The organism is Streptomyces sp. NBC_01775 (genome assembly GCF_035917675.1).
Lineage (GTDB): Bacteria > Actinomycetota > Actinomycetes > Streptomycetales > Streptomycetaceae > Streptomyces.
The window spans coordinates 1,108,925-1,126,836 of the sequence record NZ_CP109104.1 but is presented as its reverse complement, the minus strand read 5'-3'; the positions used below and the strand labels follow the sequence as shown (position 1 = coordinate 1,126,836).

Here is a 17,912-nt window from a genome sequence, read left to right as displayed (position 1 = left end):
CAGCCCCCGGCGGCCGTCCCGAGCCTCGGGCGGTCAGGCCGCGCAGACAGGCTTGCCCGCCAGGCTCACCGCCGAGTGGTAGGTCGCCACCCGGCAGGCACCCGGCGGGTGTCCGCACCCGGCGCTGCCGGCGGGTGCGTGCGGGTCGTTGGGCACGCCGAAGAAGTTGGCCATCTGGGCGATGGCCGCGTCCGTCGTCGTGATGTAGGAGTCGCCGAACCACACCTTGCGCATGATGTTGCGCACGCCGCGGTAGTCGGCCTGGCCCTCGCAGGACAGCCCGCTCGGGAAGGTGGGAGTGCCGCCGTAGTGGTGGGCCAGCTCGTGCGCCAGCACCAGGGCGATTCCCTCCAGCTCCAGGTCCTGGTCGCGCACCAGGCCCCCCTTGAGCGCCACGTGCCGCACGTTGTTCTCGACCCACGCGTACGCGTTGACCTCGTCGCTCGCCCAGTCCAGCGAGTAGGTGACGTCCGGGTAGAACGTCTTGTGCTGCTGGATGAGCGCCTCCGTCCATTCGCGTGCCAGCGGGTCGTTGAACGGCCGCTTGGGCGAACGGGCCTTGGCCTCGGCCTCCTCGGGAGACAGGAAGCCGCACGCGTGGTCCGGCACGATGACCCGGGTGGCGTCGGCCGGTACGAACGTGTACTGCGCCAGGTCGAGGTCGGGCGCGTTGAATCCCGAGGCACGCAGCGGTGTCCGGGAGGTGACCGCGTCCGGCAGTTCAGGAGCCTCCAGGCAGCCCCTCCCGTAGCGCTCCACATATTCCGCGGAGCCCACGACGGGCATGTCGTCGTGCTGTTTGACCTTGAACCCGGCCACGTCGGTACGGCGCGCCGTGATCTGCACGACGTAGTCCGCGCTGACCACCCCGTTGGTGTTCAGCAGGTGGCCTTCCAGGTCCTCCGGAGGCGCTTCCTTGTCGGAGGCCGCGACGTGGTGGAACCCGGCCAGATAGTCGCCGATATGGACGGCGGTGACGCTGACCGGCTCACCCGAAGGCGAGATCAGCACGTCGTCGGGCGAGAGCCGGTCGGCGCGCTTGAGCGTGTGCTCGTCGCCCGCCAGCAGGAAGAGATGGTCGCTCGTGACGGCGAGCGCCGTCTCCCCGTAGAGCACCAGGACCGTGAACTTCTGGCGGGAGGCGCCGGTGGTGCCCCCGCTGAAGACCACGGGCTTCGACGTCCAGCTCAGCCCGGTGCCCGAGGCCATGATCTCGTCGCCGACGGCGTAGTTCTCGATGGCCTTGAATCCCCCCGTACCGTCCTCGACCATCGTTCCGAAGGCCAGGCAGGAACACGAGCAGTAGCACGGCCCGATGTTGTCCCGGGTCAGCACCGGATGGTTGATGGGCCAGCCTTCGAGTTTGCAGATCTCGTTGATTTCCATGTCCGCGCCGCTACAGTGCGCGGATTCGCATTGACGTACCATTTTCCCTCCCCCTTGTTCCAGCCGAAAGGCGGTTTCGCCGCCTCGTGCGGGCGCATTCATTTAACTAGCGGAACTTGAGCTACCGGAAGGTGCGGGCCGGGAAAACCTGGACCCCTTTCATCCCAGCGCCTCCAGGGGAAGCGCTGGGCCCTTTCGAATACCGAAGAAACAGGGGAAAAATCTTCCCTTCTGCCTTGACGCACAGGAAACCTCGCCGACAGGTCGCAAAATGCGGGCTCCTGCGCGATTTTGATCGGTGTTCCGGGGGACACGTAGAACCATGAGGGACTTGCCGAGCCGGACCTGAAGGGGCGTGAACGACCCATGCCAGAGCCCGAACCAGGGCCCGGACCGAGACCTGAGCCGGTGCCCGAACCGGATCCTCCCTGCCGACTCCCCCCGGAGAGCGCGTACTTCGTGGGCCGCCACGAGGACATGCGCACCCTCGACCACCTCACGGCCCGTCGCTCCGGTGACCCCCGCCGCTCCGGCGCCCCGGGTGGCCCCGGGGACCCGGCGACGGCGCTGGTGGTCAGCGGGCCCGCCGGGGTGGGGAAGACCGCGCTGGTGAACCGGTGGCTGCGCCGCCGCGCGGGCTCCTTCGGGCGGATCCTGTACGCCGACCTCGCCGCACACGCGCCGTACGGACCGGCACCTGCCGCCGATGTGCTGGAGCGGCTGCTGCGCGCCCTGGGTGTGGCCCCCGTCCCCGCCGACCCGGCCGAACGCGGCACGCTGTGGCGCGCTCTGGCCGCCGAACTGCCCGTCGCCGTCCTGCTGGACGACGCCGCCGACGCCGCGCAGGTGCGGCCCCTGCTGCCGGCGGGCGGCGGCAGCCTCGCCGTGGTCACCAGCCGCGGCTCCCTCACCGCGCTCCTGGCCGACGGCGCGGCCCTGCACTCCCTCGGCGCCCTCACCCCCGCCGCCGCCGTCACCCTGCTGGCCCGCGCGGGGGACGGCGAGCGCACCGGGCGGGAGCCGCACGGCGCCATCGACGTGGTCACCCTCTGCGCCTGCCTGCCGCTGCCCGTCCGGCTGGCCGCCGCCCAACTCGCCCTCCACCCGGAACAGCCCGTCGGGGCGCTCGCCGCCGCGCTGTCCCGGGGGCTCGGACAGCCCGGTTCCTCCTTGCGGGCCGAAGGGCACGCGGCCGTCTCCGCCACGCTGGACGAGTCCTACCGGCTGCTGCCGCCCGACGCCGCCCGCACCTACCGGCGGCTGGGGCTGATACCCGCCTCCGCCTGCACCCCGCAGTTGGCCGCCGCCGTGTGCGACCGGGCCCCGGGCCAGGCCGCCGCCGACCTCGCGACGCTCGTCCGCGCGGGGCTGCTGGAGCCCTCGGGCCGGGGTGGGGCGTACCGCTTCCACGACCTGGTGCGCGCACACGCCTGCCGCCGGGGCGAGCGGGACGAGACCGCGCTGACCCAGGAAGAGACCGTCCGCCGCTACGCCGACTGGTGCCTGCACACCGCCACCCGCGCCACCGCCGTGCTGGCCCCCGGCCGCCACGCCCCCGAACGCGACCACCGCGCACCGCCCCCGCCCACCCCCGCCTTCGCCGGGGAGAAGGCGGCGCTCGCCTGGCTCGACGCCGAACGCCACAGCCTCATGGCCGTCCTCCGCCACAGCGCCGCCGCCGGATGGGACACCGTCTGCTGGCAGTTGGCCGACGCCATGTGGCCGCTGTTCAGCCGGCTGAATCCCTCGGCCCTGTGGATCGAGGCGCACGAGATGGGCCTCGCCGCGGCGCGCCGCGCCGGATCCCGCGCGGGTGAGGGCCGGATGCTGCTGTCCGGCGCCGAGGGGCTGCGCGAGGCGGGACGCTACGAGGAGGCCGCCGAGTGGTACGCGCTCGCCGGCCGGCACGCCGAGCAGGACAAGGACCCCCACCAGCGGGCCGAAGCCCTCGACGGCCTCGCCACCACCCGGCTGCGGGTGCGCGAACTCGCCGGTGCCGAGGCCGGCTTCCGGGACGCGCTGCGGCTTCGTGCGGAACTCGCCGACGGGCACGGGGCCGCGCACTCCCGCCTCGGCCTCGGCGAGACCGCGCTGCTCGCCCGCGACTGGGGGCGCGCGGTGCGCCACCTGGCCCGGGCCCAGGCCGACCTGACCGCACACGGGGACGGCCATGGCGCCGCGCGCGCCCTCACCCTGCTGGGCCAGGCCAAGGCGCGGGCAGGGGACAGCAGCGGCGGCGAGCGCGAACTGCGCACGGCGCTGGCCGCCTTCGAGACGCTGGGCGCCCCCGACGGGCAGGCCCGCACGCTCGAACTGATGGGCAGGGTCGCCCAGGCCGACGGCGATCGCGAACGGGCCCGCGAACGCTACGAGCAGGCCAGGAAGCTCGCCCGCCCCCTCAGCCCGGCGACGGTACGACGGCTGGAGGAGCGCCTGCGCGAGCTGTGAGGGACGGGCAGGGGGAGTCGTGAGGGGCGGCAGGGGGAGCCGTGAGGGACGACGACAGCGTGCGCGAGCGCCGTCACCAGGGCGAATGAGGCGGGAGCACGCCCCGGAGGCTGGGTTACCGTTCCGCCTATGCTCAACCCCGTGCACGTACGCACCCTCAGCGAGGTCCTGGCCACCGGGTCCCTCAGCGAGGCGGCGGCCCGCCTGGGCTACACGGCCTCCGCCGTCTCCCAGCAGATCAGCGCGCTGGAGCGCACCACGGGCCTCGTCCTCTTCGAGCGCGGCGCCCGCACCATCCACCCCACACGCGCGGCCGTCGCCCTGGGCGAGCGCTGCACCCGGTTCCTCGACCAGCTGGCGGCGCTGGAGCACGAGGTGCGTGCCCTGGCGGCGGGCGAGCGCGGGCTCGTACGGGTCGGCAGCTTCCCCACGGCGGGCGCCGCGCTCATCCCCTGGGCCCTGGCCCGCTTCGTCCAGCAGCAGCCCGGGGCCGAGGTGTCCCTGGAGGAGGGCGAGCCGGACGAGCTGCTTCCGCTGCTGCTCTCCGACACGCTGGACGTCGCGCTCGTCTACGTCTACGACCTGGTGCCGCGCACCGTGCCCGCACAGCTGACGGTCACCGAGCTGCTGCACGAGCCGCTGCGGGTACTGCTCCCGCCCGCGCACCCGGGCCGGGACGAGGAGCGGGTGCCGCTCGGCGCGCTGGCCGAGGAGACCTGGATCTCCAGCCGCGAGGACACCGCGGGCGCCAGATCGCTCAGCCTGCTGTGTGCCACGGCCGGGTTCGCGCCCCGCGTCGCCTTCCGCACCAACGACTACGGCGCCGTGAGCGAGCTGGTGGCGGCCGGGCTGGGGGTGGCGCTGGTCCCCGGGCTCGCGCTGCGCGCGGCACCCGGGCCGCTGCCGCTGGCAGGCGACGCACCCGGCCGCCGCGTTCTGGCCATCCACCGCACCGCCAACTTCAACCCCCTCCTGCCCCCGCTCCTGGACGCGCTGACCCGCGCCGCCGCAGCGCACGAGCGGGGCAACGGCTGATCCCCGGCGCCGACTCGGCGGGTGCGCGCCGAAGTGCGCCGAAGTGCGCCGAAGTGCGCCGGAGACGCCGAGAAGGCCGGGGAGCGCAGGGCGCGCACCGGCCGTTGCCTCAGCCGATCCGGGGGAGGCCAAGCCGCGCGGCGGCCTCGCGCAAGGAGGCCTCGCGCTGGGCCGCGTACAGCTCGTAGGGGTCGTGCACCGTACGGCCGACCACCTCGGCGAGCCAGGCCGCGTCCCGCGCCGCCGTGTCCCGTGAGGCGTCCATCGAGCCCTCTCCCGTGAGGTTGGAGGAGAAGATACCGGCGGCCGAACGGGGCAGGAAGTCCTCGTAGACGATCGGCTCCGGCACGAGCCGGCCCTCGTCCACGAGCGTGAGCAGGTCGCCGGACGAGGGTGTCCCGCCCCGCTCCGGTACGGCTCGGAAGGTGAAGAACGCCAGGTCGCGGGCGAGGAGTTCGCGTTCGGTGCGCGGCATGCGCTCCTCGTACCCGCCGCTGGCCAGGGCCGCGTCGTACAGGTCGCGGCCGGCCCGGGTCAGGGCGATCCCGCGCGCCTCGACCTCGCCGAACCGCACCCGCAGCGCGCCCTCGCGCACCGTGCCGTCCGCCTCACGGAAGCGGCGCGGCTCGGACAGCGCGCGGAACGAGGTCTGCCGCAGCAGCACGTCCGGGCCCTCCCGGCGGGGCGGGCCCTGGATCTTGTCGATCATCTCGACGCCGCGCGCCCGCATCCGCTCGTAGAGCGCGTCGATGTCCAGGACGCGCGGGGTCAGATGGTTGATGTGGGTGGAGCCGACGCCGCCGATGTCGGCGGCCACACTGGAGACCTGCTCCAGCGTGGCGTACCAGGCGCGGTCCACCGGTTCGCCGGACAGCGCGAAGGCTCCGGTGGCCAGCTCCAGGAAGCGTTCGGCCGCCGGCTCGCCCAGCCCGCCGTCGGACTCGGCGCGGTCGGCCAGCTCCAGCAGCTCCTCGGGGAAGAGCCTGCGGGCGGACAGGAACTCCTTGAGCTTTGCCTCCAGCTCCGCGTCGAAGAAGCGCCGGTCCTCGGGCACCAGCAAGGAGGTGAAGACCCGGAAGGGGTTGCGGGCCAGCTCCTCCTTGTCGACCGGGCGGAAGGCCGTGGAGACGACGGGCACGGGGGAGGGCGCGGCCTCGCGCAGATCGTAGAAGCCGGTGGGATACATCCCCACCGCACCGAACACCCGGGCCACCTGGGCGAGTTCCTCCGGGGTGCCCACGCGGATGGCGCCGTGCCGCTCGGCGGTGACGCGGGCGATGTCGCCGAGCCGCTCGGCCGCGCTGCCCCGCTCGGCGAGCACCTCGGTGTTCACCTGCTGGGAGACGTCCACGAGCGTGGTGTAGGCGGGCACTTCCCTGCCGTACAGCTCGGACAGGCCGCGCGCGAAGCGGGCGCGCAGCTCGTGCGGGGGGACGGTGGCCTGCTGAGTCATGCGATGCCTCTCCTGGATGTGGGGACGAGGGGATGTGGGGACGGGCGCGGGGGAGCAGGGGAGCGGGCGTACGAGTGCGCGGGGCGCGGGTCAGCTCGCGCGCGGGAGCCTGCCCCGCAGCTCCATCGCGGCGCGTACCCGCTCCTGCGCGAGGGCCGTCGCCGCCTCGTGCGGGGTGCTGCCCCGCAGCCTGCTCTCTTCCAGGACCTGCGCGGTGTTGGCGCGCAGCTTCGCCGAGGCGGTGGTGAAGATCTGTGCGGGCTCGGGCCGGAAGGGGGAGTAGCGCGCGTCCATGGCGAAGGCGGCGGCCACCACCCCGCCCGCGTTGGCGATGAAGTCGGGCACGGTCACGATGCCGCGCCCGGCCAGCGCGGCCTTGGCGCGGGGCGTGGTCGGCGAGTTGGCGCCCTCGACCACCAGCCGGGCCCGCGTGGCGCGGGCGATCTCCTCGTCCACCGCGTCCTCGCGCGCGGCGGGCACCAGGATGTCCGCGTCGACGCGCAGCTCCCCGCCCACCGGCAGCCGCCGGCCCGCACCGTGCAGCACACACGCGTCGCCGTACTCGTCGCGCAGCCTCAGCATCGCCGCCAGGTCCAGACCGTCCGGATCGTGCACGGCGCCCTCCCCGGTGGAGACGGCGACCACGACGGCGCCCAGCGCGGCCAGCCGCCGGGCCGCCGCCGCGCCCACGGCGCCGAACCCCTGGAGCGCCACCCGCGCCCCGCGCAGCGGCAGCCCGATCGCCTCGCCCGCGGCCTCGGCGGACTCGGCCACGCCGTATCCGGTCACGCCCAGCTCGTCGTAGGGCACCCCGCCGAGAGCGGCGGGCAGGCCCACGGCCGCGCCCCGGTCGCCCAGCTCGTCGCGGAGGATCGCCGCGTCGCGCTCGGTCAGACCCATGTCGAGGCCGAGGACGTACTCGCGCGGCACCTCGTTGGCCAGGGCGCGGGCGAAGGCGCGCAGCACCGCCTCCTTGCCGGGCGCGTGCGGATCGCCGAGGATGCCGGCCTTGGCGCCGCCCTGGAAGAGGTCGACGGCGGCCCACTTCCACGTCATGGTGCGGGCGAGCCGCGCGATCTCGGGCACGTCGAGGGTAGGACTCATCCGCGTCCCGCCCTTGCCCATGCCGCGAGCGGTGTTGTCCAGCACGAGGACGCCGCGCATGCCGGTGCGCGAGTCCGAGACGCATACCACCTTCTCCGGCCCCCACTCGTCCATCTGCGAGAGGAGTCCCGCTGGTGCCTCGGTCACGTCGTTCGCTCCTTCGGGTCGCGGGGTGCGTCGGACGTCCACGCGTCGCGCGGCTGGGCGCGCGCCGGACGTGAGCGCCCACGGTGCCGGACCGCCGACCCGCTCCCAACCGCCCGAGAATTCAGCCTCGGCACGCTGAGCATGAGCCGGACTTATGCTCCGGGGATGAGGTCCGGGGCGCGGGGGACGGCGACGGGTGAGGGAGGATCCTCTCCTGGACGCAGCCGAGCATGGGAGAGGACAGCCGTGGGCGAGAACAAGCAGCGCATGCTGGCGGGGGACTGGTTCATCCCCGACGACGAGGAGCTGGCGCGGGAGACCGTGCGGCGCGCCGAGCTGTGCGCGGCCTACAACGCGGCGGCCACGGCGCCGCCCGCCGAACGCCTGGCGATACTGGAGCAGTTGATCGGAGACCTCGGCGAGGACGTCCGTATCCGCCCGCCGTTCTCCTGCGACTTCGGCACCTACCTGACGATCGGCGCCAACACCTTCATCAACTTCGGCGCCGTCTTCCTGGACTCGGCCCCCATCACCATCGGCCGCGACGTGCAGATCGGTCCCAACGTCCAACTGCTGACGTCGACCCACGAGATGGACGCCGAGCGGCGGCGGGCCGGGTGGGAGAAGGCCGTGCCGATCAGTGTCGGAGACAACGTGTGGCTCGGCGGCGGCGTCATCGTCTGCCCCGGCGTCACCATCGGTGCCAACACGGTCGTCGGCGCGGGCACCGTCGTCACCAAGGACCTCCCCGAGAACGTGCTCGCCGTCGGCAACCCTGCCCGCGTCGTCCGCTCGCTGTAGGCGCCGGGGCGACGGCACCCTGAGCCCGCCGCCTGCCGGCCCTCGGACCCGGCCACCCTGGCCGGCCGCCCTCGGGGGCGGCCGGGGCAGCCAGGAGCAGCCCGGGGTCAGCCGGTGAAGCCGAAGCTCACCGTGCGCTTCAGCACGTCCAGCGCCTCGTCCGCCCAGCCGATCGCGTGCAGCCCCGATCTCAGGTTGCCCGGCGGGTGGTTGATGAGGGTGTCGCGCCGCACCAGCCGGGCGAAGTCGACCTGGACCGGGTCGGGGCGCGGCTCGCCACTGTGCGGCGTACGGAACTCCACCCCCGCCGAGCGCATCACCGTGATCAGCTCCTGGGCGAGGACGCCGTAGGCGACCGTCGTCGGGTGGACACCGTCCAGCGAGAACAGTCCCCCGTCGATACGCCGGGTGCCGTCGCTCAGCAGGAAGCGGGAGTTGGGCACCGGGTCGAGCGCGCGCAGCTCCTCCGGCAGGGGGTAGGGGGTCCACCAGCCGGGCCTGGCCTGCTCGTCCTCGGCGAACCGGCGTGAGGCGAGCCGGTCCAGCAGCCCGGCGCTGTCCAGCAGGTACCAGTCGCGGCCCGCGTGCCGGCCCCTGCGCACGACCTCGGCCAGCGCGTCGTTGTACTCGTCGATCGCCTCGTCCACGGACCGCGCCTGCTCGCCGGTGAGGTGCGGGTCGCGCCGCACGTCGAAGTCGCTGTCGCTGATCCAGGGGCGGGTGTAGTGCGGGAAGTAGCGCGAGCCGGATTCCATCTTGCTCGCCACGCCGCGCGCGATCGGCGCGATGGTGACGTGCGGGACGGCGCACCAGATGACGTGCCGGGCGCGGATCCGCTCCACCGCGTCGGCCACCTGGTCCAGCTCGGCGGCGAAGTGCTCGGGCCGCCACACCGTGTACTTCCCCTTGGTGCGCAGGTCGTCATAGCCCTCGCCGCTCCACGCGACCTTCAGCTCGATGACCGAGGAGAGCGCGTTGTTGGCGCCGAGGAAGACGATCAGCGTCTCGATGCCGTGCTCGGGGTCCCCCTCCCGGTCCTCCTCGGGCCCGCCCGTCTGCTCGCCGAGCACGGCGGCGGCGCCGAGCTGGGTGAGCGCGCCCGCCCTCGGCGGGCGCGTGGGCAGGGCCCGCAGCGCCGCGCGCTCGACGGCGTTGCCGGTCATCTGCCGCACCAGGTCGTCCTTGGGCGCGCCGATCGCCCTGCGGCACACGTCCGCCGACTTCTCCAGCGCGTCGCGCAGGTCCCAGCTGAAGACCGCCAGATTGTGGTTGATCGCGGTGGTCGAGGCGGGCGCCGCGCCCGGGCCCCGTTCCCAGTAGTCCTCCACCCGGTCCATGAAGCGGCGGGCGCGGAAGAGCGCGGGGGCCGTCTCCCACCAGTCGAGGTTCTTGCCGTAGTGCTCCTCCAGGTCGCGCAGGAGGAACTCCAGGTTGAGCGGCAGTCCGCCGCAGCCGTCGTAGTCGGGTTGACGGAAGCGGTCGGCCCAGCCCAGCTCGTGCGCGATGATCGCCGGATACGACAGGCCGGTGTGGAAGACGGCGCAGCTCTGGAAGCCCTGGGTCAGCGAGTCCCCGATCGTCACCAGCCGGTTGACCGGCTCACCGCGCCAGGAGGTCTCCACGGGGATGCCCAGGGTCGGATCGGTGTACGGCGCCCCCGGCTCGGCCCGTGCGGTGGCGGCGGTGGATGTGGCCGCGGATGTGGATGTGGGTTCCGTCATGTCACGCCCCCGGTGAGTCGCTCCGCGAGGTTCGGTTCGCCTGTGCCCGTGCGGTCCGTCGTACCTTTGCAGTGGTACGCCTGCGCCTGTACGCCGAGCCCTGCGCTCAGTACAGGGCGGGGGCCGGTGCAGGGCCAGACCTGTGGCCCGGACCTGCGCGCGAATCACGTACGCCGCCCGCGTGGGGCAGCACAAGTCGGTATGCCCCGCATCCGGTGGCGTATGCGTCCGTGCGGTTGCGGACGTCACAGCCGCAGAGACTCGGCGCGGCTCGGCGTCTCGTCGCGCACCCGGTATCGGCGGCGCGGCGGCGACGCGCCGACTTCCCATTCGAACGCGAGACCCGCGGGACCGGTCCCGGCGTCATCCGGCACACTGTGCGCCCATGGAACCGGAGCTTGAACTGCGCGGGCACAGCTGGATCATCGACCGTCTGGTCACCGTCCGTTCCGACGAGGGCCAGGTTCTGCTTGTGAGCGCCGACACCCACAACTCCGTGCGGGTATGGGATCCCCTGACCGGTGAGCTGGTGGGCGGGCCGGTCCAGGGTGACGAGGTCCGGACGCAGCTTGCCGCGCTGCGACTCGGCCCGGTCGAGTTGGCGCGGGCGTCCGGCCGCGGTGTCGTGCCGGCCACCGAACGGACTCGCGCCCTCATCGTGGACATCGGCGGCGAGCGGGTTCAGGTCATCGACCCCGACACCGACCTGGTGGTGTTCGAGTTCGCGCAGCCTCCCGACCGCCGGAACACATCGGCCCGAGGGTTTTCAGGCAGGCCGGGGTGCGGCTGGGCGACGACACAGCGGGGTTCGTCACCGATCGGTTCAGCAGCGAGGTCGAGCTGTGGGTGCCGGCGCGGCCCCCGTGGGTGCCGAGACGGTGGAGGTGGCGCAGCTACAGCCTGACCGACGGATGCTTCGGAGGAGATCTTGCCGTGCTCGACACCGGGCCGGGCGGCTCGCACCTGGCCGTGAACCACCGCCGCGCAATTGCGGTGTGGGACGTCACAACCCGGCGCCGAGTGGCCCGGATCGACCTCGACGCTCTCGTCGACACCATGGCATCGGTCCCGCTCGCGGACGGTCCGCTCCTCGCCGTGGGCGTCGACTGCGGCCGTGACGCGGCGGTGCGGATATGCGATCCCTATGGGGGAGAGCTTGTCGGCGAGGTATTCAACCGGCACGGCCCCGCTTTCGGTCAGCGGGGCTACAAGTCCACGATCATGGCGCTGACCGCAGTGCCCGGCCCTGGGGACACGGTCCGGGTGGCGAGCGGAAGCCACGACGGCGTGGTCCGCATCTCGCCCCCGATCGGCAAGGCCGGCGATCCGGCGTTCACCAACTGACCGCGTCATGAGGGCCGTGCCCAGGATTCGCCTCGACCCGTAGAGCGGTCAGGCTGCCTGGGAGAGGGAGGGTGGTGGCGTCACGCGAGGAGTCCGCCGGGGTTACGGGAGGCTCGCGAGGCCCGAGACTGGCCGGACCGTACCGCCCGCCCCTGGAGGCCCGCCACATGCGCTTCGGTGTCAACTACACCCCCACCCGCGGCTGGTTCCACCACTGGCTCGACTTCGACCTCGCGGAGATCCGCGAAGACCTCGACTCCGTCGCGGCCCTCGGCCTCGACCACATCCGCGTCTTCCCGCTCTGGCCGCTCTTCCAGCCCAACCGCGGCCTCATCCGCCCCCGGGCCGTCGAGCAACTGGTGGCGCTGACGGACGCGGCGGCCGAGCGCGGGCTGGACGTCGCCGTCGACGGTCTGCAAGGCCACCTGTCCAGCTTCGACTTCCTCCCCGCGTGGACGACGACCTGGCACCGCGGAAACCTCTTCACCGACCCCGAGGTCGTCGAGGCCCAGGCGGCCTATCTGCGTACGCTCGCCGCCGCCCTCCATGCGCGGCCCAACTTCCTGGGAATGACGCTCGGGAACGAGATCAACCAGTTCTCCGACGACCCGCACCCCGACCCCCACAGGGCGAGCGCGGCGCAGATCGACGCCTGGCTGCGCCGGATGCTCGCGGCCTGCGAGCAGGGCGCCCCCGGCCGCGCGCACCTCCACGCGGAGGACGACGCCACCTGGTACCGGCGCGGCCACCCCTTCACCCCGGACCAGGCCGCGACCCTCGGCGTCATGACGGCCGTTCACTCGTGGGTGTTCAACGGCACGGCCCAGCGTCACGGCCCCACCGGCACGGCCACCGAACAGCACGCCGCCTATCTGATCGAGCTGTCCAAAGCCTGGGCGACCGACCCGGCGCGGCCCGTATGGCTCCAGGAGGTCGGCGCGCCCTCCCCGCACATCCCGCCGGAGCGGGCCGCCGCCTTCACCGCCGCGACCGTCGAGGCCGCACTCGACTGCGCGCACCTGTGGGGCGTCACCTGGTGGTGCTCCCACGACGTGGACCGCGCGCTGGCCGACTTCCCCGAGCTGGAATACGGCCTGGGTCTGCTCACCCACTCCCGGCAGCCCAAGCCGGCCGGCCGCGAACTGGCCCGTATCGCCGCCGAACGGCGCGCCGGAGCCTCCCGGCCGGCGCCCCGGACCACCGCGCTCGTCCTCGACCCGGACGAGCCGGACACGGCCGCCCCGGACCACCAGGGCGCCGGGCCGGGCCCGGGCCGCACCCAATGCGCGCCGGGCGGCACGTTCTTCGAGGCGTGGGCAGCCCTCGCCGCCGACGGGGTTCGTCCCGCCGCCGTACTCGCCTCCCGCGCCGCCGAGCCCGCACACTTGGCCGCGCGCGGTATCACCGAGACGGTGCACCCCAGCGAGGTGCCGCTCGGCGGGGTGCCGCCGCCCGCACGCCGTACGTCCCAGGAGGAACGCCCGCATGCATGACGACCGCACACTCGTGGAGGCCCGGCTCGCCAGGGTGCTGGAGGAGCGGGTCCGGCCCGCGCTGTATCCCCTCTCCGTGCCGCTGGAGGTCGCCTCCTGGCAGGCGCCCGGCGAGCCCGTACCCGTGGCGCAGGGCCTCGGCGCGGACTACGCGCCCACCGAGGCCGACGCCGCGTGGGGGCCGCCGTGGGGGACCACCTGGTTCCGGGTGCGTGGCAGCGTGCCCGCCGAGTGGGCGGGGCGGACGGTGGAGGCGCTGCTGGACCTCGGCTTCGACGGCAACATGTCCGGCTTCCAGTGCGAGGGCCTCGTCTACCGCCCCGACGGCAGCCCCGTGAAGGGCCTCAACCCGCGCAACCAGTGGGTGCGGATCGCCGAGCGCGCCCAGGGCGGCGAGGAGATCACCCTGCACATCGAGGCGGCGGCCAACCCGGTCATCCTCGGCAACGGCCACCCCTTCCGCCCCACCCCGCTGGGCGACGAGCGCACAGCCGGCACCGAACCTCTCTACCGGCTCGCCCGCATGGACCTGGCCGTCCTCGACACCGAGGTGTGGGAGCTGATCCTGGACCTGGAGGTGCTCGGTGAGCTGATGGCCGAACTGCCGTTGGAAGGCGGGCGCCGCTGGGAGATCCTGCGCGCGCTCGAAAGGGCCCTGGACGCCCTCGACCTCCAGGACATCGGCGGCAGCGCCACCGCCGCCCGCGCCTGCCTGGCCGAGGCGCTCGCCAAGCCCGCCGAGGCCACGGCCCACCGCGTCAGCGCCGTCGGCCACGCGCACATCGACTCCGCCTGGCTGTGGCCGCTGCGCGAGACGGTGCGCAAGGTGGCACGTACGACGGCGAACATGACGGCGCTGATCGAGGCCCCCGACGTCGATGACGAGTTCGTCTACGCGATGTCGCAGGCCCAGCAGTTCGCCTGGGTCAAGGAACACCGTCCCGAGATCTACGCGAAGGTCCGCGAGGCCGTCGCCGCCGGCCGGTTCGTCCCGGCGGGCGGCATGTGGGTCGAATCCGACACCAACATGCCCGGATCCGAGGCCATGGCCCGGCAGTTCGTCCACGGCCGGCGCTTCTTCCTCGACGAGTTCGGCATCGAGAACGACGAGGCGTGGCTGCCCGACACCTTCGGCTTCGCCGCCGGGCTCCCGCAGATCATCAAGGCGGCCGGGGCCAAGTGGCTGCTCACCCAGAAGATCTCCTGGTCGGCCACCAACTCCTTCCCGCACCACACCTTCCGGTGGGAGGGCATCGACGGCACCCGGATCTTCACCCACTTCCCGCCCGTCGACACCTACAACTGCACCATGGCGGGCGGCGAGATCGCGCACGCGGCCCGCAACTTCAAGGAGAAGGGCCGCGCCACCCGCTCCCTGGCCCCCACCGGCTACGGCGACGGCGGCGGAGGCACCACCCGCGAGATGATCGCCAAGGCCCGGCGGCTGCGGAACCTGGAGGGCTTGGCCACCGTCGCGTGGGAGAAGCCCGCCGACTTCTTCGCGAAGGCGGAGGCCGAGTACCCCGGCGCGCCCGTCTGGGCGGGCGAGCTGTATCTCGAACTCCACCGCGCCACCCTCACCAGCCAGGCCAGGACCAAGCAGGGCAACCGCCGTAGCGAACACCTGCTCTACGAGGCCGAGCTGTGGGCCGCGACAGCGGCCGTGCGCACCGGCGCCGCCTACCCCTACGAGCGGCTGGACCGGCTGTGGAAGACGGTGCTGCTGCACCAGTTCCACGACATCCTGCCCGGCTCCTCCATCGCCTGGGTCCACCGCGAGGCCGAGCGTACGTACGCGCGGGTGGCCGCCGAGCTGGAGGAGATCATCGGCGCCGCGCAGACCGCGCTGGCGGGGGAGGGGAGCGGTGAGCTGCTGTTCAACACCGCGCCGCACGCCCGTGCGGGGGTGCCCGCGCTGGCCGCGGGCGCGGCCCGCGCGGAGGGCGCTCCCGTGTCCGTGACCGCCCGCGAGGACGGCGGACTCACGCTGGACAACGGGCTGCTGCGGGTCGCCGTCGACGCGCGCGGCCTCGTCGTCTCCGTGTACGACCCGGCGGCGGACCGGGAGACCCTCGCGCCCGGCACCGCCGCCAACCTCCTCCAGATCCACCCCGACTTCCCCAACAAGTGGGACGCGTGGGACGTGGACGCCTTCTACCGCAACGTCGTCACCGACCTGACCGACGCCGAGGAGGTGCTGCTCACCGAGGAGAGCGACGAGCGCGCCACCGTCCGCGTCACCCGCGCCTTCGGCGACTCGCGCGCCGTCCAGCACCTCACCCTGGCGCGCGGACAGCGCCGCCTCGACCTGGAGACAGAGGTCGACTGGCACGAGACGGAGAAGTTCCTCAAGGCCGCCTTCCCCCTGGACCTGCACACCGACCGGTACGCCGCCGAGACCCAGTTCGGTCACCTCCACCGGCCCACCCACACCAACACCAGCTGGGAGTCGGCCAAGTTCGAGGCGTGTGCGCACCGCTTCGTGCACCTGGCCGAGCCCGGCTGGGGTGTGGCCGTCGTCAACGACTCGACGTACGGGCACGAGGTGACCCGTGCCGTCCGCGAGTCCGACGGTGGCACCACGACCACCGTGCGCCTCTCCCTGCTGCGGGCCCCGCGCTTCCCCGACCCGGAGACCGACCAGGGCCTCCACCGCTTCCGTTACGCACTCGTCCCGGGCGCCGGGATCGCGGACGCCGTACGCGAGGGCCACCGCGTCAACCTCCCCGAGCGCCGCGTGCGGGGCGCAGCCGGCGGCGTGGCGCCGCTGGTGTCCGTCGACGGCGACGCGGTGACGGTCTCCGCAGTGAAGCTGGCCGACGACGGCAGCGGCGATGTCGTCGTGCGCCTCCACGAGGCGCACGGCGGGCGGGCCCACGTCACGCTCACACCGGGCTTCCCGGCCGGATCCGTGGGCCCCGTCGACCTGTTGGAGCGGCCGTTGGCGTCGGCACCCGAGGGCACCGGGGTGGACGTGGCGGCGGACGGCGCCGTACGGCTCACGCTCCGCCCCTTCCGGCTGCTCACGCTGCGCATGACCCGGGCCACGGACGCGGAGCGGCCCATGCCATGATCCGTGCGTTGCCGCCCGCAGCGCCGCGAGCGCCGCGAGCGCTGCGAGCAGCACGAGGAGAGCGGTGTGACAGAGCGCCGCACGGAGCCTGGGAGGACGTCCGATGAAGGGGAACTGGACCGAGGGCCGGATGCGTGCCGCCCGCGTCACCGGCATCGGACAGACCGACCTGGCCTCCGTGCCGGTGCCGGCACCGGAGCCCGGGACCGCGCTGGTGCGTACCCGGCAGGCGGGGATCTGCGGCACCGATCTGGAGATCCTGCACGGGACCTCCGCGTTCCTCCAGGACGGCCGGATCACCTTCCCGCATGTGTTCGGGCACGAGTGGTACGGCGAGGTCGTCGCCCACGCCGACGGGGTGCCCGAGGGCGCGCCCCCCGTCGGCTCGCTCGTCGTCGGCCGGACGATGGTGCCGTGCGGCGCCTGCGCCCGCTGTCACGCCGGGCGTCCGCAGATGTGCCCGGCGCTGCGCGAGACGGGCCTGTACGGGCTCCAGGGCGGCGCAGCCGACTACGTACGGATGCCGGTGCACGCGCTCACCCCGCTGCCGGAGAGCCTGCCCGAGCCTGCGGGCGCGCTGATCGAGCCGGCGGTCTCGGTCGTCGAGGCGTTCGAGCGGGCCCGGCTCGGTGCCGATGACCGGGTCGCCGTCATCGGCACCGGCACGATGGGGCTGCTGGCGGTGCAGTACGCCCGCCGCTACGCGGACCAGGTGCACGCGGTCGGCATCGACCAGGCCGGGCTCGACCTCGCCCTGGCCTGCGGTGCGGACGCCGCGTACCACGCCGACGAGGCCCCGGCGGGCGCCTGCTCGCTGATCGTGGAGGCTTCGGGCGCGGCCTCGGCGTTCACCGGGGCACTGCGCATGGCCGAGCGGGGGGCGCGGATCGCGCTGGTCGGGGTGGCCAGGGAGCCGGTGTCGTTCACACCGGGGGAGCTGTCCCTCCAGGGGGTGGACGTGCTCGGCATCCAGCACGGCATCTCGCACTACGACCGCACCGTCGCCCTGTTCGAGCGCGGTGTCCTGGACGCGGCGCCGCTGGTGGCGAAGGTCTTTCCCGCCGAGTCCGTGGGTGAGGCGTTCGCCCTGCTGGAGCGCGGACGCACCGGGCCGCCGAAGATCCTTCTGGACTTCGGCGGCCGGTGAAGCGGGGCGCGGCGGGCCGGGGCCCGCCGCGCGGCTGTGTCAGTGCGCGGAGCGGGAAGCCCCGCCGAACAGCCGGGCGAGGGCACGGAACGGAAGCGTGACGACGGTGGCGATCGCGCCGCCTACAGCGCGCAGCACATCGGCTATGGCGCGGAACATCGTGTCCTCCTAAGAGAGACGCTGTTGCCTGTACGCGGCGACGGGTGGCCGCTCCTGGCCGGGGTAAACCTGCCGGGTTCACACGCCGTCGGGCACCGGGTGCCGTCGTGCGGTCAGGCCGCGCTCGAAGTCCAGGAGGTGGCGCTTGCGTTCGAGGCCGCCGCCGTATCCGGTCAGATCGCCGGTGGAGCCGATCACGCGGTGGCAGGGGATGACGATGCCGATCGGGTTGCGCCCGTTGGCCAGCCCGACGGCGCGGGCCGCGCTCGGCCGGCCGATCTCCTCGGCCAGCTCACCGTAGGTGACGGTCTCGCCGTAGGGGATACGGCACAGCCCGTCCCACACGGTGCGCTGGAAATCGGTGCCCCGGGGCGCGAGTTCCAGATCGAAGCCGGTGCGCTCGCCCGCGAAGTACTCGCCGAGCTGGGTGATCACGGCGCCGAACGCCCCGGGGTCCGGTTCGCCGAAGGTCTCCTTCGGCGGCAGATGGCGCTGCCGCTCCATGTAGAGGCCCGACAAGGCGCCGTCCGTCGCGACCAGCGTGAGCGGGCCCAGCGGGCTGTCGGTCACCGTGTACGTGCGTTGCATGTCGGTCCCTTCC

Annotated in this window: 14 protein-coding genes; 8 read left to right on the top strand and 6 right to left on the bottom strand. The window is 73.5% G+C overall.

What is annotated here, in order from left to right:
* Positions 1-33: 33 nt before the first annotated feature.
* A complete protein-coding gene (locus tag OHB04_RS05370; RefSeq protein ID WP_326686526.1) occupies positions 34-1,386 on the bottom strand; it encodes a Hint domain-containing protein in 1,353 nt (450 codons plus the stop codon).
* A 408-nt stretch (positions 1,387-1,794) separates the two neighbouring features.
* Here OHB04_RS05370 and OHB04_RS05365 point away from each other — a divergent pair, with 408 nt between their 5' ends.
* Both OHB04_RS05365 and OHB04_RS05360 read left to right on the top strand, forming a co-directional pair.
* A complete protein-coding gene (locus tag OHB04_RS05365; protein ID WP_326806923.1) occupies positions 1,795-3,834 on the top strand; it encodes a tetratricopeptide repeat protein in 2,040 nt (679 codons plus the stop codon).
* 129 nt (positions 3,835-3,963) lie between these two features.
* Complete coding sequence (locus OHB04_RS05360) at positions 3,964-4,869, top strand: LysR family transcriptional regulator (RefSeq protein WP_326806922.1); 906 nt, start codon at positions 3,964-3,966, stop codon at positions 4,867-4,869.
* Between the two features lie 109 nt (positions 4,870-4,978).
* On the opposite strand, the gene hglS is transcribed toward OHB04_RS05360, so the two are convergent.
* Both hglS and OHB04_RS05350 read right to left on the bottom strand, forming a co-directional pair.
* Positions 4,979-6,322, bottom strand: coding sequence for a 2-oxoadipate dioxygenase/decarboxylase (hglS, locus tag OHB04_RS05355; protein ID WP_326806921.1), 1,344 nt, complete (start codon positions 6,320-6,322; stop codon positions 4,979-4,981).
* A gap of 90 nt (positions 6,323-6,412) precedes the next feature.
* Complete coding sequence (locus tag OHB04_RS05350) at positions 6,413-7,540, bottom strand: Glu/Leu/Phe/Val dehydrogenase dimerization domain-containing protein (protein ID WP_442815078.1); 1,128 nt, start codon at positions 7,538-7,540, stop codon at positions 6,413-6,415.
* Between the two features lie 279 nt (positions 7,541-7,819).
* Here OHB04_RS05350 and OHB04_RS05345 point away from each other — a divergent pair, with 279 nt between their 5' ends.
* A complete protein-coding gene (locus tag OHB04_RS05345; protein WP_326806919.1) occupies positions 7,820-8,374 on the top strand; it encodes a sugar O-acetyltransferase in 555 nt (184 codons plus the stop codon).
* Between the two features lie 107 nt (positions 8,375-8,481).
* On the opposite strand, the gene OHB04_RS05340 is transcribed toward OHB04_RS05345, so the two are convergent.
* Positions 8,482-10,095, bottom strand: a complete 1,614-nt coding sequence (locus tag OHB04_RS05340; protein WP_326806918.1) for a hypothetical protein — start codon at positions 10,093-10,095, stop codon at positions 8,482-8,484.
* Positions 10,096-10,480: 385 nt separating this feature from the next.
* On the opposite strand from OHB04_RS05340, the gene OHB04_RS05335 reads away from it, so the two are divergent.
* The 5 genes from OHB04_RS05335 to OHB04_RS05315 all read left to right on the top strand — a co-directional run bounded on the left by OHB04_RS05335 (position 10,481) and on the right by OHB04_RS05315 (position 17,152).
* Complete coding sequence (locus tag OHB04_RS05335; protein ID WP_326806917.1) at positions 10,481-10,999, top strand: hypothetical protein; 519 nt, start codon at positions 10,481-10,483, stop codon at positions 10,997-10,999.
* Between the two features lie 29 nt (positions 11,000-11,028).
* On the top strand, positions 11,029-11,439 hold the full coding sequence (locus OHB04_RS05330; protein ID WP_326806916.1) for a hypothetical protein: 411 nt from the start codon (positions 11,029-11,031) through the stop codon (positions 11,437-11,439).
* 167 nt (positions 11,440-11,606) lie between these two features.
* Positions 11,607-12,932 (top strand): glycoside hydrolase 5 family protein, encoded by a 1,326-nt coding sequence (locus OHB04_RS05325; RefSeq protein ID WP_326806915.1) that lies wholly within the window; start codon positions 11,607-11,609, stop codon positions 12,930-12,932.
* Complete coding sequence (locus tag OHB04_RS05320; RefSeq protein ID WP_326806914.1) at positions 12,925-16,005, top strand: alpha-mannosidase; 3,081 nt, start codon at positions 12,925-12,927, stop codon at positions 16,003-16,005. Before OHB04_RS05325 ends, OHB04_RS05320 begins: the two co-directional genes overlap by 8 nt.
* Positions 16,006-16,108: 103 nt before the next feature.
* Positions 16,109-17,152, top strand: coding sequence for a zinc-dependent alcohol dehydrogenase (locus OHB04_RS05315; RefSeq protein WP_326686516.1), 1,044 nt, complete (start codon positions 16,109-16,111; stop codon positions 17,150-17,152).
* A 39-nt stretch (positions 17,153-17,191) separates the two neighbouring features.
* Here OHB04_RS05315 and OHB04_RS05310 read toward each other — a convergent pair whose 3' ends face one another.
* Positions 17,192-17,311 carry an LPFR motif small protein gene (locus OHB04_RS05310; protein ID WP_326686515.1) on the bottom strand — a complete coding sequence of 40 codons (120 nt, stop codon included), beginning with the start codon at positions 17,309-17,311 and terminating at the stop codon, positions 17,192-17,194.
* Positions 17,312-17,389: 78 nt separating this feature from the next.
* On the bottom strand, positions 17,390-17,899 hold the full coding sequence (locus OHB04_RS05305; protein ID WP_326686514.1) for a methylated-DNA--[protein]-cysteine S-methyltransferase: 510 nt from the start codon (positions 17,897-17,899) through the stop codon (positions 17,390-17,392).
* Positions 17,900-17,912 lie beyond the last annotated feature (13 nt).